We start from the raw sequence: 24,178 nt of genomic DNA, 5'->3' as shown, positions 1-24,178 counted from the left end.
GTATCAATTCTCAGATAAAAAAAAGCCACTCGATTGAGTGGCTCCATAAACCGCTTGGCTCGCCTCAGCGATAGCGTTCCAACCAATGCGCATACGGCGCTGGCAAGGTCCAGGAGGACTTATCCACGCCCAGCTCTTTGGCGGCAAAGTACGCCCAATGCGGGTCTGCCAGGTGCGCGCGGCCCACTGAGACCAGGTCCAGATGCCCCGCCTGCAACGCGCCTTCTGCCAATTGTGGCGTACCAAAACCCCACGCCGAGGTCACCGGGATACCGGCTTCGCGGCGCACGCGTTCGGCAATCGGGCCCATAAAGGCCGGGCCCCACGGGATGTTGGTGTCGGGGATGGTGAAACCGACGCTGACGCTCAGCAGGTCCAAGCCACCGGCTTTGAAATTACGCGCCAGTTCGATGGATTCGGTGAGGGTTTGCTCGTCACGACCGTCGTATTCGATCACACCGAAACGCGCGGTCAGCGGCAGGTTTTCCGGCCAGACTTCACGCACGGCGGCCAGGGTTTCCAGGAGGAAACGGCTGCGGTTGTCGAAGCTGCCACCGTAGGCATCGGTACGTTGGTTGGAATGCTCGGAGAAAAAGCTTTGGGCCAGGTAACCGTGGGCGAAGTGCAGTTCGATCCACTCGAAACCGGCGTCACGGGCACGACGGGCGGCGTCGACGAAATCCTGTTTAACCCGAGCGATGTCGTCCAGGGTCATGGCGCGCGGCACATTGGGCAGGTTGGCACCGAAGGCGATGGCCGACGGCGCAATGGTTTCCCAACGGCGTGCGTCGGAAGCCGGAATGTGGTCATCCCCTTCCCATGGACGGTTGGCACTGGCTTTACGCCCGGCGTGGGCAATCTGAATGCCGGGCACTGAACCTGCGGCCTTGATCGCCTTGACCATCGGCACGAACGCCTGAGCATGTGCATCGCTCCAGATGCCGGCACAGCCCGGAGTGATGCGGCCTTCAGGCGCAACGGCAGTGGCCTCGACCACTAACAAACCGGCACCGCCACGGGCCATGCCGGCCAGGTGCACGTGGTGCCAGTCGTTGACGATGCCGTCTTCGGCCATGTATTGGCACATTGGCGGGATGGCGATGCGATTGCGCAGGGTTACGTCTTTGAGTTTGAAGGGTTCGAACAGAGCGGACATGGGAACTCCAGCAGCGAGTGAGTGATTCGATAGTTCGATGGTAATCGAACTATGGTATTCGGCGATACCCCCCTGTTATCATCCGATCCATGCGAGCCTTCAAACACCCTACCCCTGAAGATCTGACCCTGGAGCGTCTGTTGTACGCCCTGAGCGACCCGGTGCGCCTGGAAATCGTGCGCTGCCTGGCCGGCGTGCCGGAAGCCACTTGCGGCGAGCTGGACGGCGGGCGCCCCAAGTCCAGCATGTCCCACCACTTCCGCGTACTGCGCGATGCCGGCCTGGTGCACACCCGCAGCGTGGGCACGACCCATATGAATTCGTTGCGCGGCGATGTGCTTGAGGAACGGTTTCCAGGGTTGTTGCAGAGCATCCTGGCGCAAGGATAAACCCCGATCAGTCCAGCAGCGTGATCAGTTGCGACTCGATCGTCAGCGCCTGCACCTCCAGCACCGCCAACGTCACCGGCAACTTGAAGCGCCGCCGCCCTGCACTGCCGGGGTTCACATACAGCGTTGCGCCCCGCCATTCGATCAGGGGCTTGTGCGAATGACCGGTGATCACCAGCCGCACATGCGTATCGAGTCGTGCGGGGACGTCGGCGATGTCATGCACCACCAACGTCCGCCATCCGTCCACATCCAGCATCAGATGGTCGGGCACCTGCCGTGCCCACGGCGCGTCCTGGTCATTGTTGCCGCGCACCACGTGCAGGGGTGCGATCTGCGCCAATTGCTGAAGAATTTCAGGGCTACCGATATCGCCGGCATGGATGATCTGTTCGCATCCCTGCAACGCCGCCACGGCTTCAGGCCGCAGCAGGCCGTGAGTATCGGAAATCACGCCAACTTTCATAGGGCCTCCGGGGTGGACGTCGACCCCTGAAACACCGGCGCGCCATCCAAATACACGCGGTCTTTACCGTTGCCCTTGGCAGCGTAGAGGTTGCGGTCGGCACGCTTGAGGACCGCCGACATTTCGGCCCCGGCCGTAAAGCGCGCCATGCCCGCACTGCAGGTGTAGTCATGGGGCGGCGCGACACTGCTGCGGATCGCTTGCAGCAGGCGCAGCGCGTAATCGGTGGCGAGACCAGGGTCATCGCCCACCAGCAGCACCCCGAATTCTTCGCCGCCAATCCTGCCGAAACTGTGGCTGCCTGGGGTGGATTTAAAGCAAGCGGCCATGGCGCAGAGAATCCTGTCGCCGACGTCATGGCCGAACTGGTCATTCTTCAATTTGAAACTGTCGATATCCAGCATCATGAAGTAGCCGGTATCACCGGCCGCAATCAGTTTGGCGAAGCTCTCCATAAAGGCCCGCCGGTTCAGGATGGAGGTCAAATAATCGGTCTCGGCCAACTCCCGAAACTCACTCTCCACCAGTAACACGGAACGCAGGTTCTTCAGGTAGTAGACATTCAAGATAAATCCGATCGCCACCGACGCGGCGCAAAAGATGAACACGTAGGTGTCGACGCCTGCGTAAAGGCTCAGCTGGATCTGGGGCCACGTCAGTAACCACACCAATGCGGCGCAGAACAGAAAATCCTGAACCACGATAAACAGGATTGCGCTGCTCATTACCAAGGTCACGGCCAGCGGCAAGGCGAACACCTGCAGGTCGGGGCGGGTGTGAACCACATAGGCAAAACCCGCGGACAGCAGCACCATATAACCCACGCCCAGCGCCCGCCACAGCACATACTGAGTCACCACCCGGTGAACCCCATACACCAAGCACAGCCCCATCGTGACCAGCACGACCGGCCAGCCGAACATCCCCCCGCGATCAACCAGCAACACCGCCAGCCAGGCGAAAATCCCGATCAATTCCGCCTGGGCAATTGCGGGCGACAACAGCCTTTGCATCCGTGGCCTGAGCTTCACATTAGCCGGCATCCCGTCACTCCCTATGCATGAGTGGCCGCTTTGGTATCGACATGACTCAGTTGAAGACTGTGCAGGCAGGTCGCAAACGAATACGCCATGAAGCGCCTTACCAACACGATAAAAGGTGGCAGGACTTCAAGCAATGTCTTGGAATGAATCTTGAAATAGCCCCGGTCAGCCCCCTCTTGCACCAAGCGAATAACATGGGTCTTGGACACCGAGAGTTGCTCAGCGATGGAAAGGTAGGACGAAGACCTGAAACTTGCCCCCTGGTTATCCAACGCACACGCATCGTTATAGATCGCCAGCATCAACATATGCCCGGCATCGCGCTTTACCAGCCAATAACAGTCGGGCATCAGCAGGTCGATGGTCACGTTGTGGGAGAGAAGGACCGAAAACCCTTTGAAATAACGTGCCAGATAAGCGCGATCATCCAACCCGTTCATTGAGCCGCAAACCGCGGTTTCCGGGCACATCACGCCCAGCGGCTCGACCACGGACGTGAGCATCAGCCTGATCTCCTCGCAGGCTAGGGGTGACGGGCTGAATACCCGCAGACGGCTGTCATCCGCATGCCTCGACACCGTCATGAACCCCAACGCCCTGAACAGCAGGAAGATCGACTCCAGGCTGTTTCTGGAACAGAACCCGCGCGCCGTACAAAACTCTTTCACCTCGGACAGTAATGGCACCTGCTTGGAGAAATAGGTGCTCAATAACGTAAAGGACACCATCAAGCGACTGAACTTCAGTGCGGTCTTGTAGAAAAATGGTCTTTTTGAATAGGACTCCAGCAAGATCGAATAATGGGTACGAATACACGCTTCAAAATCCACATGGCGCTCAAACGCACGCGCCGACTGTTCCACCGCCAACTTCAACGAACCACTGCACATGAGAAAGAGCCCTGATCAAACAACTTGGATTCACTGATCTCAATTGCAGCACAGATAATGGCGTTTTGCCTTGAGCGCAATCTATCGTGATTAGCGCAGGGGACACCGTCGCTACCAAAATTGTTCCAAAAAGACCCCGGCGACTTAACCGTTTCAGTCACCACAGCGAACCTTCCCCGCAAACCAGCGTCCGAGCTAAGGCACAGTTGCCTACCGCTCGCCACGAGGTTGTCGTTTGAAAGCCGCCATCATCAAAAAGTACCGCCTGATCATCAAGACCATGGGCTATGTGGGCTGGTCGCTGTTCTGGCTGTTGCTGTGGGACGTCGCCGTCACCGTGGACTTCATGCTGTTTCTCACCGCCAAGATCAACTTGCCGCTGATGCCCCTCACTCTGCTGGGCTCGGCACTGATTGTGCTCATCAGCTTTCGCAACAGCAGCGCCTACAACCGCTGGTGGGAGGCGCGCACGCTATGGGGCGCGATGGTCAACAATTCGCGCAGCTTTGCGCGCCAGGTGCTGACGCTACTGGACGACCCCGACGGTGAAGTGAACCCGGTCAAGTCCACCCTGCTGCGCCGCCACGTGGCCTACGTGAATTGCCTGGCCGCCCACCTCAAGGGCGAGCCATGCCCGGATGAAATCCGCGCGTTTATCCCCACTGAGGAATTCGCCCGCAACGGTGCCACCAATAACTTTGCCAACGATATCCTCACCGGCTCGGCGGCCATCCTGGCCCGGGAATACAAAGCCGGGCACCTGGACAGCATTCGCCTGGCCCGGCTGGAATCCACCCTGGTGGACTTGTCCAACGCCCAGGGCGGCATGGAGCGTATCGCCAACACCCCACTGCCCTACCCTTACGTGTATTTCCCGCGGTTGTTTATCTCGCTGTTCTGCCTGATCGTACCGGTGGGCCTTGTGGAGTCCCTGGGCTGGTTCACGCCGCTGGCCTCGACGGTGGTGGGCTTTATGCTGCTGGCCATCGAACGCATCGGCACCGATTTGCAAAGCCCGTTCCGCTCCAGCGAACACCAGATCCAGATGGAAGCCATCTGCGAAACCATCGAAAAAAACCTGCAATCGATGCGCCGCGACGCCCTGGCCGACGCCCAAATCGGCTGATCACGACGCAGACCCTAAAGTGCGTGACTCCTCGGTCGATAAACCGGGGGTACGCATGGGCTACACCTCTTCATAACAACACATGCGACGTTCTGCGCTACCCACTGCCTTGCCAAAACTATAAATACTCCGCAGGTGAAGTCATGAATATCAAGCAGAAGCTGACCTGGGCGTTCGCGGCTATCGCGTGCGTCCCCGTCATCCTGGTCGCCGTGTTGGTAGTGTTGAATCTGCGCGAGGGGGCCCTGGCCAACTTCCTCGACAGCAGCGGCCGCGAAATCCGCCAGATCGACAATGGCATGAAGCAGTTCTTCGACGGCATCAGCCAGAACGTCGAATTTGTGGCCAAGGACCCGCGCGTTGTCGCGGCCAAGGACCTCAAGAGCTACGCCGGCGCCGACGCCGCGCAAATACCCCTTACAACCACCAACAAAGAACTGCTGGATATCTTCGACCAGTTCGCCAAGAGCCATCCGAGCACCGCTTACCTGTCCCTGGGCCTGAGCGACGGCGGTTACGCCAGTTGGCCGGACGACACCAAACTGAACAACTACGACCCACGCGTACGCCCTTGGTACCAAGCGGCCATCGCCGCGCCTGGCGCTACCGTGCGCACCGGCGCCTACTACTGGGCACCGGATGATGTGGTGCTGATCGGCACCGTGCACACCGTCGCCGACGCCAGCGGCAAAATCCTCGGCGTGGTCGGCCTGGACGTATCGCTCAAGCAGCTCACCGAACTGGTGCGCAACATCAAGCTAGGCGACAGCGGCTACCTGATGCTGGTCGAAGCCAATGGCAACGTGCTGGTGGACCCCAGCGACGCCAAGCACAACTTCAAGCCGATGGCAGACCTCGGCCCCAACTACGCCGAACTGTCCAAGCGTGGCGACGGCGTGACCCAAATCGACATCGACGGCGTGGCTTATATGGCTAACGTGGTCAGTTCAAAAGACTTGGGCTGGCGCTTTATCGGGCTGATCAAGCGGGACGAAGTGATGGCGGGTGCGACCAGCCTCACCTGGCTGATCGCCGCGATCGCTGCCGCGTTGGCCTTAGTTTTCGCGATTGTCGGCGCCAGTTTCGCCAGCGTCATTGTCCGCCCGATTCGTGGCGTGGCCGACGGCCTGCAAGAAATCGCCGAAGGTGAAGGCGACCTGACCCGCCAGCTCAAGGTGCAAGGCAAGGACGAAACCGCCAGCCTCGCCGGCTGGTTCAACCAGTTCCTGAGCATGATCGCGCAGTTGGTGCAACGCATCGGTAACGCATCATCCGACCTGCAAACCGCCGCCGCCGACACCAGCGAAGTGGCCAATAACATGAACCAGGCCGCCGGCCGCCAGCGTGAAGCCGTGGAACTGGTCAGCACTGCGTTCAACGAAATGGTCGCCACCGCCAACGAAGTCGCACGCTCCTGCAGCGCCGCGGCCACCAGTGCCGACGAAGGCTATCGCGATGTGCACGCCGGTCAGCAGCACATCGGCGAAGCCACGGGCAGCGTGCTCAAGCTTAGCGAAGACCTGCAGAAATCGACTCAGACCATGCAGTTGCTGGAGCAGGACAGCCAGAACATCAACACCATCCTCGATACCATCCGTTCGATTGCCGAGCAAACCAACCTGCTGGCACTCAACGCGGCAATCGAAGCGGCCCGCGCCGGTGACCAAGGCCGAGGCTTCGCCGTGGTTGCAGACGAAGTCCGCGCCTTGGCGCGTCGCACCGCAGACTCCACCGGCGAAATCGACAGCCTGCTGGGCAACCTCGCCCGCCGCACCCAGGAAGTCACGCAGCAGATGCAAGGCAGCCTGCTGGTGTCCCACACCAGCGTGGAACGCATCCAGCAGGCTCGCGACAGCTTCGACAAGATCCTTGGCTCCGTAGACTCGATCCGCGACCAGAACACCCAGATCGCGACCGCCGCTGAGGAACAGCACCAAGTGGCGGAAGAGATCAACCGGCACATCGCGCAGATCCATGCCGACGCGCAGTTGGTGGAAGGTTTTGCCCATTCGGCACAGACCGGCTCAGGTCGTTTGACGGATATTTCCGGTCAGCTCAAAGGGTTGGTGGGACGCTTCAAGTTTTAGGCATTGTCAGACAGAGGGCGTATGCGGACACACACGTCAGCCGCATCGCCCTCAAGGAAGACGTCAACCCATGCATGGCCAGTGACTTGAGCCACGACGGTAGCGGGATCGGGATGACGAGGGTCATCTGATCCGCTCCGATATGCTCGAAGAGTTCGAGCAAAGCTGCCTGTAAAGACGGTGGTCGAACGCTACGCCCCATCCGCTGAACCGATGGGGCGTTTCGTTGAGGCTCAAAGTGCGCTCATCCTGATACGGCTATCGACACCCCTGAATACGCGCTCCCCGCACCGCTGCCCATCGAGAAAACCCTCCTATCCAACGCGGCATTTGACCGCACTGCATCATCGCAGCAACTGTAATAGTCTATTGCAGGACTCTAATGTACTAACCAGTTACTTATCTTGCTAAAATCGCGTCTTTGCCCTCTCACATTCGAGTCCTTTCGACATGAAACGAGCATCGCGCGCCACTGGCGTCTCTAGATTCTTACTCCTGGGCCTGGGCGTTATCATCGCCCTGCTCGGCATCGCGCTCGCCGTCGGCGGCGCCAAACTGGTTAGCCTGGGAGGTTCCTGGTACTTCCTGATCGGCGGCGTGGCCATGGCGATTGCCGGCCTGTTGATTGCCCGGCGTAACCCGGCGGGTGCGTGGTTGTTTGCCGCGTTCCTGGTGGGCACAGCCATTTGGGCCGTGGCGGATGTGGGCCTGGTGTTCTGGCCGCTGTTCTCGCGGCTATTCATGTTCGCCGCGATTGGCCTGGTGGTCGCGCTGGTGTACCCACTGCTGGTCGGCAAGCCTGCACGCGGTGCCTATGGCGTTGCCGCCGTACTGGCGGTGGGCGTAGTGGTTGCGGCGGGCAATATGTTTGTCGCCCACCCAAGCGTCCCCCCGACCGGTGCCGGCCCAGGCGTCACGCCAGTGGCCCCGGCCGATGCGCAGAAAGATTGGGCGCACTACGGCAACACTGAAGGCGGCAGCCGCTTCGCCGCGCTGGACCAGATCAATCGCGACACCGTCAACAAGCTCAAAGTAGCCTGGACCTACCACACCGGCGACGTGGCGATCAGCGACGGCAACGGTGCCGAAGACCAACTGACCCCGCTGCAGATCGGCAACAAAGTGTTCATCTGCACCCCGCACAACAATCTGATCGCCCTCGACGCCGACACCGGCAAAGAACTGTGGAAGAACGAAGTCAACGCCAAATCGGCGGTCTGGCAGCGTTGCCGCGGCATGGCCTATTTCGACGCCACCGCGCCGATTGCCCAGCCGACCCAGCCCAACAGCTCGCCGATCATTGCCGCCAGCGTTCCAGCCGGTGCGCAGTGCCAGCGCCGTCTGCTGACCAACACCATTGATGCCCGCCTGATTGCGGTAGACGCCGACACCGGCAAATTCTGTGAAGACTTCGGCACCCACGGCCAGGTGGATTTGAAAGCCGGCCTGGGCAATGTGCCGGACAGCTACTACCAGCTCTCCTCGGCCCCGTTGATCGCCGGTACCACCGTGGTGGTCGGTGGTCGCGTGGCGGATAACGTGCAGACCGACATGCCGGGCGGCGTGATCCGTGGTTTTGACGTGATCAGCGGGCAAATGCGTTGGGCCTTCGACCCCGGCAACCCGGAAGACAAACAAGCCCCAACCGGCGACAGCACCTACGTGCGCAGCACGCCGAACAGCTGGGCGCCGATGTCCTACGACCCGCTGATGAACACGATTTTCCTGCCGATGGGCAGCTCATCCACCGACATCTACGGCGTGGAACGCACCCAGCTCAACCATAAATACGGCGCTTCGGTATTGGCGCTGGATGCCTCCAGCGGTGCTGAAAAGTGGGTGTACCAGACCGTCCACAACGACCTGTGGGACTTCGACCTGCCGATGCAGCCAAGCCTGATCGACTTCACCCCGCCGGGCAGCGACAAAGCCGTGCCCGCGGTAGTGATCGGCACCAAGGCCGGCCAGATCTACGTGCTCGACCGCGCCACTGGCAAACCGCTGACTGACGTAAAAGAAGTGCCGGTCAAGGCCGCCAACATCCCCAATGAACCGTACTCGCCAACCCAGCCTAAATCGGTGGGCATGCCGCAGATCGGCGCGCAAACCCTGACTGAATCGGACATGTGGGGCGCCACCCCGTACGACCAGTTGCTGTGCCGCATCGACTTCAAGGGCATGCGCTACGACGGCCTGTACACCGCGCCGGGCACCGATAAATCCCTGAGTTTCCCGGGTTCCCTGGGCGGCATGAACTGGGGCAGCATTTCCACCGACCCGGTGCACGGCTTTATCTTCGTCAACGACATGCGCCTGGGCCTGTGGATCCAGATGGTGCCGTCGCAGAACAAAGCCCAGTCTTCGTCCGGTGGCGAAGCGCTGAACACCGGCATGGGCGCGGTCCCGCTCAAAGGCACGCCGTATGCCGTGAACAAAAACCGCTTCCTGTCGGTGGCCGGCATTCCGTGCCAGGCGCCACCGTTCGGCACCCTCACCGCCATCGATATGAAGACCCAGAAAGTCGCGTGGCAGGTGCCGGTTGGCACCGTTGAAGACACCGGCCCACTGGGCATCCGTATGCACCTGCCGATCAAGATCGGTCTGCCGACCCTCGGCGGCACGCTGTCGACCCAGGGCGGCCTGATCTTTATCGCCGGCACCCAGGATTTCTACCTGCGCGCCTTCAACAGCGGCAACGGTGACGAAGTGTGGAAAGCCCGCCTGCCGGTCGGCAGCCAAGGCGGCCCGATGACTTACGTATCGCCGAAAACCGGCAAGCAGTACGTAGTCGTCACCGCCGGCGGTGCACGCCAATCCACTGACCGTGGCGACTACGTGATCGCCTACGCCCTGCCATAACCTCCCCCAAGCGCGGCGCCCCCCCGGCACCGCGCTTTCTGTCTGGAAGACCCGCATGACACCCACTTCTCATCTCTCTTTTGGGCGCCTGTTGCTCGGCCTGGCCCTGGGCGCCGCCCTGCCCGTCCAAGCCGATGACACCACCCTGACCGGCGACTGGGGCGGCCTGCGCCGTGAACTGGAAGACACCGGTGTGCGCTTCACCGGCGACTACAGCGGCGAAACTGCCTACAACGCCCACGGCGGTCAGCACCGCTCAGCCCGCTACTCGCAAAACCTCAAGCTCGGTGTGCAGTTCGACCTGGGCAAGCTCTACGGTTTCACCAACGGCGACCGCATCCAGGTCACCGTCAATGACCGTCGCGGCAACAGCGCGTCCGAGGACTTGGTGGGCAACCGTCTGCCGATCCAGGAAAACTACGGCGGTCTCTACACCCGCCTCACTGAGCTGAGCTACGAGCGCACGCTCTTCACCCCAGCACTCAACGTCAAACTCGGCTACATGGCCATGGGCAATGACCTCGGCGGCCTGGACAGCGGCATCCTGTGCAACTTCATGAACGCCGGTTTCTGCGGGCATCCGCTGAACATGTCCGGCGGCAGCGGCTGGAGCAACTACCCGAACGCGCGTCTGGGCGCACGGGTGAAATACGACCTCTCGCCGGCCTGGCAAGTGCGGGTGGCGGCGTTCAATGTCGACCCGGAAAGCAACGGCGACTCCAGCCGCGCCTGGAAGTTGAGCCCCAAGCACACCACCGGGACCGTGGTGCCGATTGAGCTGGTGTACAAGCACGCAGGTTCCCTGCCCGGGGAATACAAGGTGGGTTACTACTACGACAGCTCCGATGTGAAACGCATCGGCAGCACTGAAAAAGTCAGCGGTCGCGGCGGTCACTACCTGCTGATCGACCAGGCGGTGTGGGCCTCCGAATCGTCGGCCGGCCGTGTGCTGCACGCCTTCGGCCAATACTCCGCCGCCAGCGAAGCGGCCTCGCCGTTCAGCAAGTGGTATGGCGCAGGCGTAGTGCTCTACAAACCGTTCGAAGGCCGCCCGCGGGACACCCTGTCCCTGGGTTATGGCCGCGCCGTGCCAAACCCGCGCAGCCGCGACGTGCAGGAACTGGCAGCGTTCAACGCCGGGTCCAGCTACCCCAACCTCGACAACGCCGAACAACTGATCGAACTCAGTTACGGCTACCAGGCCACGCCATGGCTGAACCTGCGCCCGGATGTGCAATACATCATCGAGCCAGGCGCGTTTTCGGGTGACAACATCGACAATGCGCTGGTGCTGGGGTTGCAGGTCAAGGCAGTGTTCTAAGCGCCTGAACGCGGTCAAAAAATGTGGGAGGGGGCTTGCTCCCGATGGCGGTGTGTCAGTCAATGAATAGCTTGACTGACAAACCGCCATCGGGAGCAAGCCCCCTCCCACAGTGGGTTCAGCAGTGTATGTAAGGCCTTACTCAGGCACAGATAACGCAAACTCCGCGCCCCGCTGGTACTCCCGGGGCGTACAGCCAAACTCGCGACGAAACACGGTGTGCAGGTACTGCGCCGAGGTGAAGCCGCAGGACGACGCGATGTCGGCAATCGCCAGATCACGGTTTTCCAGGCCTCTGGCGGCAGCCGCGAGTTTGAAGCGCAGGATTTCGTCATGCACGCTGCAATTGCGCACCTTACGAAAGTGCGCTTCCAGGGATGAACGCGACACACCGACATACGCCGCCACTTGAGCAGTCTTGATGCCTTGGCAAGCGTATTGGCGGATAAACAGCAGCGCCTGCATCACGTACGGATTGCCCAAGGGTTGATGAAGGCTGGAGGCCTGGACGTTGATTGCGTCCGGCGGCACGAGGATTTGCGTACCGGTGCAAGGCTTGCCGTGCAACATCTGGTGCAACAGCGCAGCGGCAGTGCGACCCATGGTTTCGGTGCCCTGGATCACCGAACTCAGCGGCACTCGCGTAAGGGTTCGGGTCAGCGGATCGTTGTCGATGCCGATCAGCGCCACTTGTTCCGGCACGGCGATGCCGGCTGTGAGGCAGGCTTGCAGCAATTGCCGGGCACGGGCATCGGTCACGGCAATAATGCCAATGGGCTTTGGCAAGCTGTGCAGCCAGGCGATCTGCTGCTCCACTGCGCTGTCCCACAACGGCGCGCTGGTGCCGAGGCCGCGATACACCTCCACCTGCAAGCCGTCGCGCAGCATCAGGCGGCGAAAGGCTTTTTCGCGCTCCTGGGCCCAGCGGTTGGCCTGCGCTTCGGGCAGGCTGAAGCAGGCAAAGCGCGTCAGCCCTGCCTCGATCAAATGCGCGTAGGCCAACTTCATCAATGCGTAATTATCGGTGGCCACATAGGGGATGCCCTTGGGGTATGCGCGGCCATCTTCATAGGAGCCGCCCACCGCTACCACCGGCAACTGACTGTCGGCCAGTGCCTCGCCAATCAGCGGGTCGTCGAAGTCGGCAATGATGCCGTCGCCCTGAAAACGCTCGATGCCTTTGAGGCGGCATAGAAAGTCCTCTTCCAGGAACAAATCCCAGGACACACGCGTACTGCTCAGGTAATTACCGATGCCGGCGATAATGCCGCGGTCGTAGATTTTGCTGCCGTTGAACAGCAGCGCGATTCGGTGCACGGGCGGTAGGGTTTTCATTGTTTTTGTCCTGGGGCCTGTCGCGACAGACTAGCCCTCGCTGCACAAAATCGCACTACGCCTTGGTGATTTTCATAATCGCCAGCCCCATCGCCGTTGCTAGTATCCAGACACCGCCAAGAACAATAAGGAAAACGCCATGCCGTACTTCCCCGGTGTCGAGAAGGTTCGCTTCGAAGGCCCCAGCAGCGATTCCCCCCTCGCCTTTCGCCATTACGACGCCAACAAGTTGATCCTCGGCAAACCCATGCGCGAGCACCTGCGCATGGCTGCGTGTTACTGGCACACCTTCGTGTGGCCCGGTGCCGATATGTTTGGCATGGGCACCTTCAAGCGCCCGTGGCAGCGCAGCGGCGACCCGATGGAGGTGGCCATCGGCAAGGCGGAGGCGGCCTTTGAGTTTTTCTCCAAACTGGGCATCGACTACTACAGCTTTCACGACACCGACGTGGCGCCCGAAGGCAGCTCGCTCAAGGAGTACCGCGAGCACTTCGCACAGATGGTCGACCATCTGGAGGGTCACCAGGAACAAACCGGGATCAAACTGCTGTGGGGCACCGCGAACTGCTTCAGCAACCCGCGCTTTGCCGCCGGCGCTGCCAGTAACCCGGACCCTGAAGTGTTTGCCTACGCCGCCGCCCAGGTGTTCAGCGCGATGAACGCCACCCTGCGGCTCAAAGGCTCAAACTATGTGCTGTGGGGCGGCCGTGAAGGCTATGAAACCCTGCTCAACACCGACCTCAAGCGCGAGCGCGAACAGCTCGGGCGCTTTATGCGCATGGTGGTGGAACACAAGCACAAGATCGGCTTCAAGGGCGACCTGCTGATCGAGCCCAAGCCCCAGGAGCCGACCAAGCACCAGTACGACTACGACAGCGCCACGGTGTTCGGTTTCCTGCATGAGTACGGTCTAGAACACGAGATCAAGGTGAATATCGAGGCCAACCACGCCACCCTGGCCGGGCACAGCTTCCATCACGAGATCGCCACGGCCGTATCCCTCGGTATCTTCGGCAGCATCGACGCCAACCGTGGCGACCCGCAGAACGGCTGGGACACCGACCAATTCCCTAACAGCGTCGAGGAGATGACCCTCGCCACCTATGAAATCCTCAAGGCTGGCGGGTTCAAGAACGGCGGCTATAACTTTGATTCCAAGGTACGGCGTCAGAGCCTGGATGAGGTGGATCTGTTCCACGGGCATGTGGAGGCCATGGACGTATTGGCGCTGGCCCTGGAGCGTGCGGCGGCCATGGTGCAAAACGACCGATTGCAGCAGTTCAAGGACCAGCGTTATGCCGGTTGGCAACAGCCGCTGGGCCAAGCCGTGCTGGCGGGTGAGTTCAGCCTGGAATCGCTGGCAGAACACGCGTTTGCCCATGAACTGAACCCGCAGGCGGTGAGCGGGCGACAGGAGATGCTGGAGGGGGTAGTCAACCGGTTTATTTATCGGTGACATTTGCGCGACAAATCTGTGCACGGAGCTTCGAAGGACGCTCTACAGTTCTACCCGCATCACGCTGTGTCTTTCCAACAACAATAAAAGGACGCACCAACATGAAGTCATTCAAACGTACCCTGCTCGCCACCGCCATGGCCCTGCTCGCACTGCCGGTGATGGCCGATTCCGCCCACCCGAAAATCGGTTTCTCCATCGACGACCAGCGCCTGGAACGCTGGTCCCGCGACCGCGATTACTTCGTCGCCGCTGCGGAAAAACTCGACGCGAAGGTCTTTGTGCAGTCCGCCGATGCCAACGAGCAGAAGCAGATTTCCCAGATCGAAAACCTGATTTCCCGGGGCGTCGATGTGATCGTTATCGTGCCGTTCAACGCCACGGTGCTGACCAACGCGGTGGCCGAAGCCAAGAAAGCCGGGATCAAGGTGGTGTCCTATGACCGCCTGATTCTCAATGCGGACATCGACGCCTACATCTCCTTTGATAACGAAAAGGTCGGCGAAATGCAGGCCAGCGGTGTGCTGCAAGCGGCGCCCAAGGGCAACTACTTCCTGCTCGGCGGCGCGCCTACCGACAACAACGCCAAGGTGCTGCGCGAAGGCCAGATGAAGGTGCTGCAACCGGCTATCGACAAGGGCGATATCAAGGTAGTCGGCCAGCAGTGGGTCAAGGAGTGGAACCCCACCGAAGCCCTGAGCATCGTCGAAAACGCCCTGACCCGGAACAACAACAAAATCGACGCCATCGTCGCCTCCAACGACGCCACCGCCGGCGGTGCGATCCAGGCCCTGGCCGCGCAGAAACTGGCGGGCAAGGTGCCGATCTCCGGGCAGGACGCCGACCTCGCCGCGATCAAACGCGTGATCGACGGCACCCAGACCATGACCGTGTACAAACCGCTCAAGCTGATTGCCACCGAAGCCGCCAAGCTCTCGGTGCAACTGGCACGTAACGAGAAGCCCACCTACAGCTCGCAGTACGATAACGGCAGCAAGAAAGTCGACACCATCCTGCTCACCCCGACTCCGCTGACCAAGGCCAATATCGATCTGTTGGAGAAGGACGGGTTCTATACCAAAGAGCAGATCGGCGGGCAGTGACCGCCATGGCTGACTATCTGCTGCAAATGAACGGCATCGTCAAAAGCTTTGGCGGTGTCAACGCGCTGAACGGCATCGACATCACTGTGCGGCCGGGGGAATGTGTCGGCCTGTGCGGTGAGAACGGCGCGGGTAAATCCACACTGATGAAGGTGCTGTCGGCGGTCTACCCGTACGGCACCTGGGAGGGTGAAATCCTCTGGGATGGGCAACCGCTCAAGGCTCAGTCCATCAGCGAAACCGAGGCCGCCGGTATCGTGATCATTCACCAGGAACTGACCCTGGTACCCGACCTCTCGGTGGCCGAAAACATCTTTATGGGCCACGAACTGACATTGCCCGGCGGGCGCATGAACTACCCGGCGATGATCCACCGCGCCGAAGCGTTGATGCGTGAACTCAAGGTGCCGGACATGAACGTCGCCTTGCCGGTGTCGCAGTACGGCGGCGGCTACCAGCAACTGGTAGAAATCGCCAAGGCGCTCAATAAAAAAGCGCGCCTGCTGATCCTCGACGAGCCCTCTTCGGCCCTGACCCGCTCGGAAATCGAGGTACTGCTCGACATCATCCGTGACCTCAAAGCCAAGGGTGTGGCCTGCGTGTACATCTCCCACAAGCTCGATGAAGTGGCGGCGGTGTGCGACACCATTGCGGTGATCCGCGACGGCAAACACATCGCGACCACGGCCATGGCCGACATGGACATCCCCCGGATCATCACGCAGATGGTCGGCCGTGAGATGAGCAACCTCTACCCCACCGAGCCCCATGCCATCGGCGAGGTGATTTTCGAGGCGCGCAACGTCACCTGCTATGACGTGGACAACCCCAGGCGCAAGCGTGTCGATGATATTTCCTTCGTGCTCAAGCGCGGCGAGATCCTCGGCATTGCCGGGCTGGTGGGCGCCGGACGCACGGAGTTAGTGTCAGCGCTCTTCGGCGCCTACCCCGGCCGCTACAGCGCCGAGGTGTGGCTCGACGGCCAGGTAATCGACACGCGCACGCCGCTCAAATCGATTCGCGCCGGGCTGTGCATGGTGCCCGAGGATCGCAAGCGCCAAGGCATCATTCCCGACCTGGGCGTGGGTCAGAACATCACCCTGGCGGTCCTCGATACCTATGCGCATATGACCCGCATCGACGCCGAAGCTGAACTGGGCAGCATCGACCAGCAGATCGCACGCATGCACCTCAAGACGGCCAGCCCGTTTTTGCCGATCACCAGCCTGTCCGGCGGCAATCAGCAAAAAGCCGTGCTGGCGAAAATGCTGATGGCCAAGCCCAAAGTGCTGATCCTCGACGAACCCACGCGCGGGGTGGACGTGGGCGCCAAGTATGAGATCTACAAACTGATGGGCGCCCTGGCGGCCGAAGGCGTGTCGATCATTATGGTCTCCTCGGAACTGGCCGAAGTGCTCGGCGTGTCCAACCGCGTGCTGGTGATCGGCGACGGCCAGTTGCGCGGCGATTTCATCAATGAAGGGCTCACCCAGGAACAGGTGCTCGCCGCCGCGCTCAGCCAAAACAACAATAATGATCGGAAGACCGCGTAGATGAATCAGGTCAAACAGCTGTTTACCCGCTACAAAATGCTTGCGCTGGTGATCGCCGTGGCGGTGATCTGGCTGTTTTTCAGTTGGCAGACCGAGGGCGGTTTCCTCACGCCACGCAACCTGTCGAACCTGCTGCGGCAGATGGCAATCACCGGGATTCTGGCGTGCGGCATGGTGCTGGTGATTATTAGCGGCGAGATTGATTTGTCGGTGGGTTCGTTGCTGGGGTTGTTGGGCGGGTTGGCGGCGATCCTGGATGTGATTTATCACATTCCGCTGCTGGCCAATCTCAGCCTGGTGGCGCTGTGTGGGCTGATGATCGGTTTGGCCAACGGTTACATGACGGCCTACCTGCGCATCCCCTCTTTTATCGTTGGCCTGGGCGGCATGCTGGCGTTTCGCGGGATTCTGCTGGGGATCACCGGCGGCACAACCATTGCGCCGGTATCACCGTCGTTGGTGTACGTAGGCCAGGGGTATTTGCCGCATTCGGTGGGGATTGGCCTTGGGGTCTTGCTGTTTGCCCTGACCCTGTTGTTGACCTGGAAACAACGGCGCAACCGCGCGCTGCATGGCTTGGCGCCGCACGCCCTGGTGCGCGACGTGCTGCGCGTGGCGGTGATCGGCGCGGTACTCGCCGGGTTCGTCACCACCCTCAACAGCTACGACGGCATCCCCGTACCAGTGCTGCTGTTGCTGGTGCTGCTCGGCGTGTTCAGCTACGTCACCAGCCAGACCGTGTTCGGCCGCCGCGTGTATGCGGTGGGCAGCAATATGGAAGCCACGCGCCTGTCGGGCATCAACGTGCAGGCGGTGAAACTGTGGATCTTCGGCATCATGGGCGTGATGTGCGCCCTCGCCGGCCTGGTCAACACCGCGCGGCTCGCGGCGGGCTCACCGTCGGCGGGCAATATGGGCGAGTTGGATGCCATCGCTGCGTGCTTTATTGGTGGTACGTCGATGCGCGGCGGCTCGGGCACGGTGTATGGCGCGTTGCTCGGGGCGTTGGTGATTACCAGCCTGGATAACGGCATGTCGATGCTGGACGTGGACAGTTACTGGCAGATGATTGTGAAGGGCAGCATCCTGGTGTTGGCGGTGTGGGTGGATGTGAGTACGCGCACGGGTCGGCGCTGACGCCACCCTCACAAACACCACAAATCCCGTGTGGGAGGGGCGGTGGTCGTCTCACTTTCCGAGCAACACGGCCCCATCCCCCAACTGCCCCAGGCGATCCCCCGGATTGCGCAGCGGGCAATCATCCAGGGACAGGCAACCACAGCCGATACAGCCATCGAGTTGGTCGCGCAGTTGAGTGAGGCTGTTGATGCGCTCACTCAACAGGTCGCGCCAGCGGGTGGAGAGTTGGGTCCAGTCCTTCGCAGTCAACGGCCGTCCTGAAGGCAGTTCGTCCAACGCGTCCTTGATGGTCGCCAACGGAATGCCCGCGCGCTGCGCGACCTTGATCACCGCGATCCGGCGCAGTACGTCACGCTGATAGCGACGCTGATTGCCCGCGCTGCGTTGTGCGTGGATCAACCCCTTGGCTTCGTAGAAATGCACCGTGGCCACGGTCACGCCGCTGCGGCGGGCCAATTCGCCCACGCCGAGGGGGATGCGCACATCGATTTTCGCTTCCATCCAGCTCTTGACCTCATCTAAACATGAGGTTTTATAAAGGGTGTCGGCTTGCCTTGGCAAGCCTTCAGTCCTTTGAATCGGAGCCTACATGGACACACCTCAACCCTCCCCTTCCAACTGGGCCGCGCTGTTGTCCGGTGCCAACGGCGTACGTTCGCTCGCACTGGCAGGCGGCGTGGTGCTGCATGCGATCAACGTGTACATCGCCACCACGATTCTGCCGTCAGTGGTCCAGGACATCGGCGGCATCGACTACTACGCATGGAACACCACGTTATTTGTCGCCGCCTCGATCCTCGGTTCGGCGTTGTCGGCGCGCCTGCTCGGCAGCCTCGGGCCGCGTGCGGCGTACCTGGTCGCCAGCCTGGTGTTTGCCGGCGGGGCCTTGGCCTGTGCGTTTGCGCCGTCCATGCCGGTGATGCTCGTTGGGCGGTTGGTGCAGGGGCTGGGCGGTGGGTTCTTGTTCGCGCTGTCCTACGCGATGATTCGGTTGGTGTTCGATGAAAGCCTGTGGCCGCGCGCGATGGCGTTGGTGTCGGGGATGTGGGGCGTGGCGACGCTGGTCGGGCCAGCGGTGGGCGGGGTGTTTGCCGAGCTGGGCATATGGCGCGCGGCGTTCTGGTCGTTGATTCCGGTGGCCGGGTTATTCGCGGTGCTGGCGGCGGCGGTCCTGCCCAAGCGCAGCACCGATAGCGTTGAGCCGACACCGCTGCCACTCGCCCAACTGGTGCTGCTGACGGCTGCGGTACTGGCGGTGTCGGCCGGCAGCGTCTCGTCCACCCTGCCCCTGAACCTGCTGGGGCTGGCCGTGGCAGCGGTGTTCACCGCGCTGCTGATCGTCACGGAAAGCCGCGCCCACCATCGACTGTTGCCCGCCGGAGCGTTTCGGATCACCACTGCACTCGGCGCGCTGTACGCGACGATGTCATTGCTGGCGGTGGCCGTGACCAGTGGCGAAATCTTCGTGCCGCTGTTTCTTCAAGTCCTGCACCACCAGTCGCCGTTGGTGGCCGGTTATCTGGCGGCACTGATGGCGGCCGGCTGGACGCTGGGGTCAATCGCCAGCGCGGGTGTGACGGGCGGCAACATTCGACGAGCGATCCTGGCCGGGCCGATCCTGGGCGTGGTGGGCATGGTGGCGCTGGCCATCTTGATGCCCGTCGAAAGCAACGGCAGCGGGCAGACGCTCACACCGATCTGCCTGGCGCTTATCCTGATTGGGTTGGGCGTGGGGCTGGCGTGGCCGCACTTGCTGACCCGGGTGTTCCAGGTGGCGCCGGCCGGTGAGCAGGACCTTGCCAGCGCGTCGATTACCACCGTGCAACTGTTCGCTACCGCGTTTGGCGCGGCACTGGCGGGCATGGTCGCGAACGTCGCCGGCCTCACTGAACCCGGCGGTGTCGAAGGCACCGCGAGCGCTGCGGTGTGGCTGTTTGGGGTGTTTGCGCTGGCGCCTGTGGTGGGTGTTCTGATTGCCAGGCGGGTGGTTCGCATGATCGGTTAGTGGCCATTTCTGGAGATTGCCAAGACCACCGTGGATTATGAACGGCTCAAAAATCACTGCTTGAACGGGGTCAAAGGTGGGAGGGGGCTTGCCCCGATAGCGGTGGACCAGTCGACACCTTCTTGACTGAGGCACCGCCATCGGGGGCAAGCCCCCTCCCACATTGGATCTCCATTTGTCAGGACCGGCCGAGTATGTGGCTCATGGTGGTCTTGAGCTTCAGCGCCGCCAATCTTCCAGACACGACACCGGTCAAAGGTGGGAGGGGGCTTGCTCCCGATAGCTGTGGACCAGTCGACACCTTCTTGACTGAGGCACCGCCATCGGGGGCAAGCCCCCTCCCACATTGGATCTCCATTTGTCAGGACCGGCCGAGTATGTGGCTCATGGTGGTCTTGAGCTTCAGCGCCGCCAATCTTCCAGACACGACACCGGTCAAAGGTGGGAGGGGGCTTGCTCCCGATAGCTGTGGACCAGTCGACACCCTCTTGACTGAGGCACCGCCATCGGGGGCAAGCCCCCTCCCACACTGGATCTCCATTTGTCAGGACCGGCCGAGTATGTGGCTCATGGTGGTCTTGAGCTTCAGCGCCGCCAATCTTCCAGACACGACACCGGTCAAAGGTGGGAGGGGGCTTGCTCCCGATAGCTGTGGACCAGTCGACACCTTCTTGACTGAGGCACCGCCATCGGGGGCAAGCCCCCTCCCACATTGGATCTCCATTTGTCAGGACCGGCCGAGTATGTGGCTCATGGTGGTCTTGAGCTTCAGCGCCGCCAATCTTCCAGACACAACACCGGTCAAAGGTGGGAGGGGGCTTGCTCCCGATAGCTGTGGACCAGTCGACACCTTCTTGACTGAGGCACCGCCATCGGGGGCAAGCCCCCTCCCACATTGGATCTCCATTTGTCAGGACCGGCCGAGTATGTGGCTCATGGTGGTCTTGAGCTTCAGCGCCGCCAATCTTCCAGACACAACACCGGTCAAAGGTGGGAGGGGGCTTGCTCCCGATAGCTGTGGACCAGTCGACACCTTCTTGACTGAGGCACCGCCATCGGGGGCAAGCCCCCTCCCACACTGGATCTCCATTTGTCAGGACCGGCCGAGTATGTGGCTCATGGTGGTCTTGAGCTTCAGCGCCGCCAATCTTCCAGACACAACACCAGTCAAAGGTGGGAGGGGGCTTGCTCCCGAGAGCTGTGGACCAGTCGACACCTTCTTGACTGAGGCACCGCCATCGGGGGCAAGCCCCCTCCCACATTGGATCTCCATTTGTCAGGACCGGCCGAGTATGTGGCTCATGGTGGTCTTGAGCTTCAGCGCCGCCAATCTTCCAGACACAACACCAGTCAAAGGTGGGAGGGTTGCCCCCTCCCACACTGGATCTCTGCTTGTCAGGGCCGACTGAGTATATGGCTCATGACAGCCTTGAGCTTGAGCGCCACCAATCTTCCAGGCACAACACCGGTCAACGGTGGGAGGGGGCTTGCCCCCGATAGCGGTGGACCAGTCGCACCTTCTTGACTGAGACACCGCCATCGGGGGCAAGCCCCCTTCCACATTTGGATCGGTTTACACCTGATGAGTCAGGCTGGGTTTTGCACTGCGGTCACTGGCTCAACACCACATCCCGCATCGCCGGAATGTAACCGTAGTCGTATGCCTCCTGCACAAACGAGCGAGCGCCCTTCAACACGATCCTGACCGTCGGTGCCTCGGTGCCGCCGATGCGATAGTCATCGCCGGTTGTGGGCACGCTGTCGATAAACGACGTCACCAGGCCGTTGGGCATCACGCAGTGAGAGTACGTCTGGAACGGCTGCGAAGGCGGGTTGCCAAGTACCAGCCCCGACGCATTCATCAGCGTATAGGGGCCGAACAGATGATCACTGACGAACCCATAGACGCCATCCGGCCCCGTCACGCCATCCGCATAGGTGAACTTGTGGCTGATGGTAAACAGGTAGTACTTGTTGTCCTGGAACACATAGTGCGGCCGTTCGGTCTGGTCGTTCACGCCAACGGCCGTGACCAATGGCGGCAGGATTTCCCACTCGTCACCGTTGAGGTCCTTGGCCACGGCAATGCCGATGCATCCCACCTGATAACGCGCACCACCCACATCTTCATGCCCTGGCGGCACCAGACCTATTTCATTCGGGCCCACTTCGTGAGTCCCGCGCTCGCCGGCCACATTGCCTTCGAACACCATGTACAACTTGCCATCGACGGGATCGATAAAGGGGCTGGGATCGCGAAAGTTCCAGGTCGCATTCTGCGCTTCGGTTTGGTAGTAGGTGCCGTCGGCATCGAACAACGACTTGACCTGATCAAAGCCCTGGAGCGTGACACCGGTGTCCGACGTGACAACCTGGCCCCTGACTTTGGCAATCGTGGCACCCGGCGTGACGCAGGTGTAATACAGGTCGATGTCACCGTTGTTATTCAACAGAATCGGCGTGCCCGCCCATTCACGGGTGGTCGGCGAAACCCCTTCGGCCATGACACGGCCGCCGAAGATCCAGTCTTTGCCGGTGCGAGAATACCAGTAGCAGATCCGCGCATGACCATGGCGGTCTTCCCAATCGCGCTTGATGTCGTAACGGCCATCGGCATTGATGAATTGTGGATCATGGGGGCGACGGTCGGCGGTCAAGGTGAAGATCACCGACCAGCCATTCACCGATACCACCGTGCCATCCAGTTCACGCAATGGCATGGTGTCCCAAATAAAGACCGTGTCACTCATGACAGGAAAGTCAGGACTCACTAACGGCTGTGTCGTCGTCGGGTCATTCTCATTAACTTTCAGCGCATCGGCCCGTGTCCAGCGAGTGGGTGTGTGATTCGCATGTTTCATGATGATGTCCTTTTGCTAACGCTTAAGTGACAAGCGAAGATTAAATAGCACCTGGCAGTCAGCAACTTAATACTGACTGAAAGAGCAAGAGATAGTTGGCCCTGCAAGTGCGCACCAAGGTTTAACATGGGCACTTGTTTATAGCAACATTAAGAATTATTCATATTACAAAGGCCATCACTGTATTTATATCCTTGATATACATACAGTGGCACTTGCAATAAATGACAGCTCAGTAGAAAGCTAGCTACTCAACTACCGAATACCAGCGTCCCAGCCTGGGCGCCGGCATTCTTCTGTGTGAAGTCCTTGGCTTGCGCCGCCGTCTTCAAGGTATAGGCGTAGTTGGAACTTGCCGTCCATTGTGCTTTGGGTGACTTCTGGTTGGTGATCGGCGGCACACTGTTTGTATCAGTGAACGTCCCGGTACCTTTGTCATCCAACATGCCTTTATTTTGGCTGCCTTCGCCAAAATAGTTGCTTTCAGAGAGGATATTGGCGTTCTGTGCGAGGGTAAAACCGAGATGGAAGTTATTGACGTAGTTGTTATACACATGGAAATAACCGTAACGCATCAAGCCAGGCGCGCGTACTTCCATGTTGTCGAAGCGGTTGTGGCACAACGTCAGGCGCGGATAACCGTTGAACTCTGCCTTATTATCATCCGCCGGATGCCCGAAAATCAGCCCGTACTTATGGCTGCCAAAGAAGCAGTTGCTGATGGTGGCATAATCGGCTTTTTCACCGATATACAGCAGCTTGTCTTCACTGCCGTCAGTGGTGGACCAGGTGTGCCCGACAAAAGAGCAATGATCGATCCAGTACTTGCTGCCGTAGTTCAAGTACACCTGAATATCGTCATTGGCTTTAATGCTCGCCGAATGTTTGAAGATAATATTCTGCAGAATAATGTTCTGGGACTGCGCGGTTGCACGCAGGTGAATATTCTCCAAAGTACGGTTCTGGAATGAACCGATCAGGGTCTTGTTGGCACCCATATTGACCTTGGTCAGGCTCGACGCCGAGATATTGCTGTTGATCACCAACACCCGTGGGGTGGTGTCGCCAATGTTGGCCTTGAGTTGATCCAGCGTGGTGATACTGACCACTTGGCCAGACCAGCCGCCGGTGACTTTTGCCGCAAGGGCGAAACCGGTCAGGCCGGTGAGTTTGCTTTCTGGATACGACATGAGTTCCCTCTCTATAGATAAAAACGGCTCGGATTGACGAGCCTGTGCATTAAGTTAATCCGTTAACTTGCACACAGTGTTTGGCGTGGCTGAGGTTGCCAGGGTTTGGTTGGTCAGCGCTTAAACACTGTGTTTATGTACAGTATTCATCATTCGCCTAGCAGTCAACCCTCAAGTGAAAAACAACCAAAAGTGGGA

Annotated in this window: 17 protein-coding genes and 2 pseudogenes; 11 read left to right on the top strand and 8 right to left on the bottom strand. The window is 60.4% G+C overall.

The genetic code is table 11. From position 1 onward, the window contains the following. Window positions 1–64: 64 nt before the first annotated feature. Window positions 65–1,156: an NADH:flavin oxidoreductase/NADH oxidase gene (locus tag LRO94_RS11180; protein ID WP_179179215.1), complete on the bottom strand. Its 1,092-nt coding sequence runs from the start codon at window positions 1,154–1,156 to the stop codon at window positions 65–67. 89 nt (window positions 1,157–1,245) lie between these two features. Here LRO94_RS11180 and LRO94_RS11175 point away from each other — a divergent pair, with 89 nt between their 5' ends. Beyond that, window positions 1,246–1,545, top strand: coding sequence for an ArsR/SmtB family transcription factor (locus LRO94_RS11175; protein ID WP_099603348.1), 300 nt, complete (start codon window positions 1,246–1,248; stop codon window positions 1,543–1,545). A gap of 7 nt (window positions 1,546–1,552) precedes the next feature. Here the strand turns inward: LRO94_RS11175 and LRO94_RS11170 are convergent, their stop codons facing one another. Genes LRO94_RS11170 through LRO94_RS11160 form a run of 3 tightly spaced genes read right to left on the bottom strand, consistent with a single transcriptional unit; the run spans window position 1,553 to window position 3,917 of the window. Continuing rightward, window positions 1,553–2,011 (bottom strand): metallophosphoesterase family protein, encoded by a 459-nt coding sequence (locus tag LRO94_RS11170; RefSeq protein ID WP_099603347.1) that lies wholly within the window; start codon window positions 2,009–2,011, stop codon window positions 1,553–1,555. Next, the gene (locus LRO94_RS11165) at window positions 2,008–3,054 is read right to left on the bottom strand and encodes a GGDEF domain-containing protein (protein WP_179179216.1); all 1,047 of its coding nucleotides are present in this window, start codon (window positions 3,052–3,054) and stop codon (window positions 2,008–2,010) included. Before LRO94_RS11165 ends, LRO94_RS11170 begins: the two co-directional genes overlap by 4 nt. Before the next feature lie 11 nt (window positions 3,055–3,065). Continuing rightward, the gene (locus LRO94_RS11160; protein ID WP_233897064.1) at window positions 3,066–3,917 is read right to left on the bottom strand and encodes a hypothetical protein; all 852 of its coding nucleotides are present in this window, start codon (window positions 3,915–3,917) and stop codon (window positions 3,066–3,068) included. 262 nt (window positions 3,918–4,179) lie between these two features. On the opposite strand from LRO94_RS11160, the gene LRO94_RS11155 reads away from it, so the two are divergent. The 5 genes and pseudogenes from LRO94_RS11155 to LRO94_RS11140 all read left to right on the top strand — a co-directional run bounded on the left by LRO94_RS11155 (window position 4,180) and on the right by LRO94_RS11140 (window position 11,337). After that, window positions 4,180–5,070 (top strand): bestrophin family protein, encoded by an 891-nt coding sequence (locus tag LRO94_RS11155; RefSeq protein ID WP_095186438.1) that lies wholly within the window; start codon window positions 4,180–4,182, stop codon window positions 5,068–5,070. A gap of 143 nt (window positions 5,071–5,213) precedes the next feature. Next, window positions 5,214–6,293: pseudogene (locus LRO94_RS28070) on the top strand (HAMP domain-containing protein); the annotation flags it as partial. 348 nt (window positions 6,294–6,641) lie between these two features. Next, window positions 6,642–7,157, top strand: a pseudogene (locus LRO94_RS28065) (methyl-accepting chemotaxis protein); the annotation flags it as partial. Between the two features lie 450 nt (window positions 7,158–7,607). Further along, window positions 7,608–10,016 (top strand): glucose/quinate/shikimate family membrane-bound PQQ-dependent dehydrogenase, encoded by a 2,409-nt coding sequence (locus LRO94_RS11145; protein ID WP_179179218.1) that lies wholly within the window; start codon window positions 7,608–7,610, stop codon window positions 10,014–10,016. 55 nt (window positions 10,017–10,071) lie between these two features. Next, window positions 10,072–11,337, top strand: a complete 1,266-nt coding sequence (locus LRO94_RS11140) for a carbohydrate porin (RefSeq protein WP_179179219.1) — start codon at window positions 10,072–10,074, stop codon at window positions 11,335–11,337. A 138-nt stretch (window positions 11,338–11,475) separates the two neighbouring features. Here LRO94_RS11140 and LRO94_RS11135 read toward each other — a convergent pair whose 3' ends face one another. Next, window positions 11,476–12,672 carry a XylR family transcriptional regulator gene (locus LRO94_RS11135; RefSeq protein ID WP_032885437.1) on the bottom strand — a complete coding sequence of 399 codons (1,197 nt, stop codon included), beginning with the start codon at window positions 12,670–12,672 and terminating at the stop codon, window positions 11,476–11,478. A gap of 139 nt (window positions 12,673–12,811) precedes the next feature. On the opposite strand from LRO94_RS11135, the gene xylA reads away from it, so the two are divergent. The 4 genes from xylA (at window position 12,812) to LRO94_RS11115 (ending at window position 17,921) form a co-directional block, all read left to right on the top strand. Further along, the gene (gene xylA, locus LRO94_RS11130) at window positions 12,812–14,128 is read left to right on the top strand and encodes a xylose isomerase (protein ID WP_179179220.1); all 1,317 of its coding nucleotides are present in this window, start codon (window positions 12,812–12,814) and stop codon (window positions 14,126–14,128) included. A 101-nt stretch (window positions 14,129–14,229) separates the two neighbouring features. Beyond that, a complete protein-coding gene (xylF, locus tag LRO94_RS11125) occupies window positions 14,230–15,231 on the top strand; it encodes a D-xylose ABC transporter substrate-binding protein (RefSeq protein ID WP_179179221.1) in 1,002 nt (333 codons plus the stop codon). A gap of 5 nt (window positions 15,232–15,236) precedes the next feature. Further along, entirely contained in the window at window positions 15,237–16,784 is a 1,548-nt protein-coding gene (gene xylG, locus LRO94_RS11120) for a D-xylose ABC transporter ATP-binding protein (RefSeq protein ID WP_177326417.1), read from the top strand. Then, window positions 16,785–17,921, top strand: coding sequence for a sugar ABC transporter permease (locus LRO94_RS11115; RefSeq protein WP_179179222.1), 1,137 nt, complete (start codon window positions 16,785–16,787; stop codon window positions 17,919–17,921). Between the two features lie 51 nt (window positions 17,922–17,972). On the opposite strand, the gene soxR is transcribed toward LRO94_RS11115, so the two are convergent. After that, window positions 17,973–18,425 carry a redox-sensitive transcriptional activator SoxR gene (gene soxR / locus LRO94_RS11110; protein ID WP_095186433.1) on the bottom strand — a complete coding sequence of 151 codons (453 nt, stop codon included), beginning with the start codon at window positions 18,423–18,425 and terminating at the stop codon, window positions 17,973–17,975. A gap of 88 nt (window positions 18,426–18,513) precedes the next feature. Between soxR and LRO94_RS11105 the strand changes: the two genes are divergently transcribed. Continuing rightward, window positions 18,514–19,929 (top strand): MFS transporter, encoded by a 1,416-nt coding sequence (locus tag LRO94_RS11105; protein WP_099603340.1) that lies wholly within the window; start codon window positions 18,514–18,516, stop codon window positions 19,927–19,929. A gap of 1,610 nt (window positions 19,930–21,539) precedes the next feature. Here the strand turns inward: LRO94_RS11105 and LRO94_RS11100 are convergent. Both LRO94_RS11100 and LRO94_RS11095 read right to left on the bottom strand, forming a co-directional pair. After that, complete coding sequence (locus tag LRO94_RS11100; protein WP_032885445.1) at window positions 21,540–22,790, bottom strand: glycoside hydrolase family 68 protein; 1,251 nt, start codon at window positions 22,788–22,790, stop codon at window positions 21,540–21,542. 251 nt (window positions 22,791–23,041) lie between these two features. Continuing rightward, window positions 23,042–23,980 (bottom strand): pectate lyase family protein, encoded by a 939-nt coding sequence (locus LRO94_RS11095; RefSeq protein ID WP_032885448.1) that lies wholly within the window; start codon window positions 23,978–23,980, stop codon window positions 23,042–23,044. Window positions 23,981–24,178: the final 198 nt, after the last annotated feature.

It is taken from the genome of Pseudomonas sivasensis, assembly GCF_021391435.1.
GTDB classification, from domain to species: Bacteria; Pseudomonadota; Gammaproteobacteria; order Pseudomonadales; family Pseudomonadaceae; genus Aquipseudomonas; species Aquipseudomonas sivasensis.
This window is presented reverse-complemented; position numbering and strand designations above follow the sequence as displayed.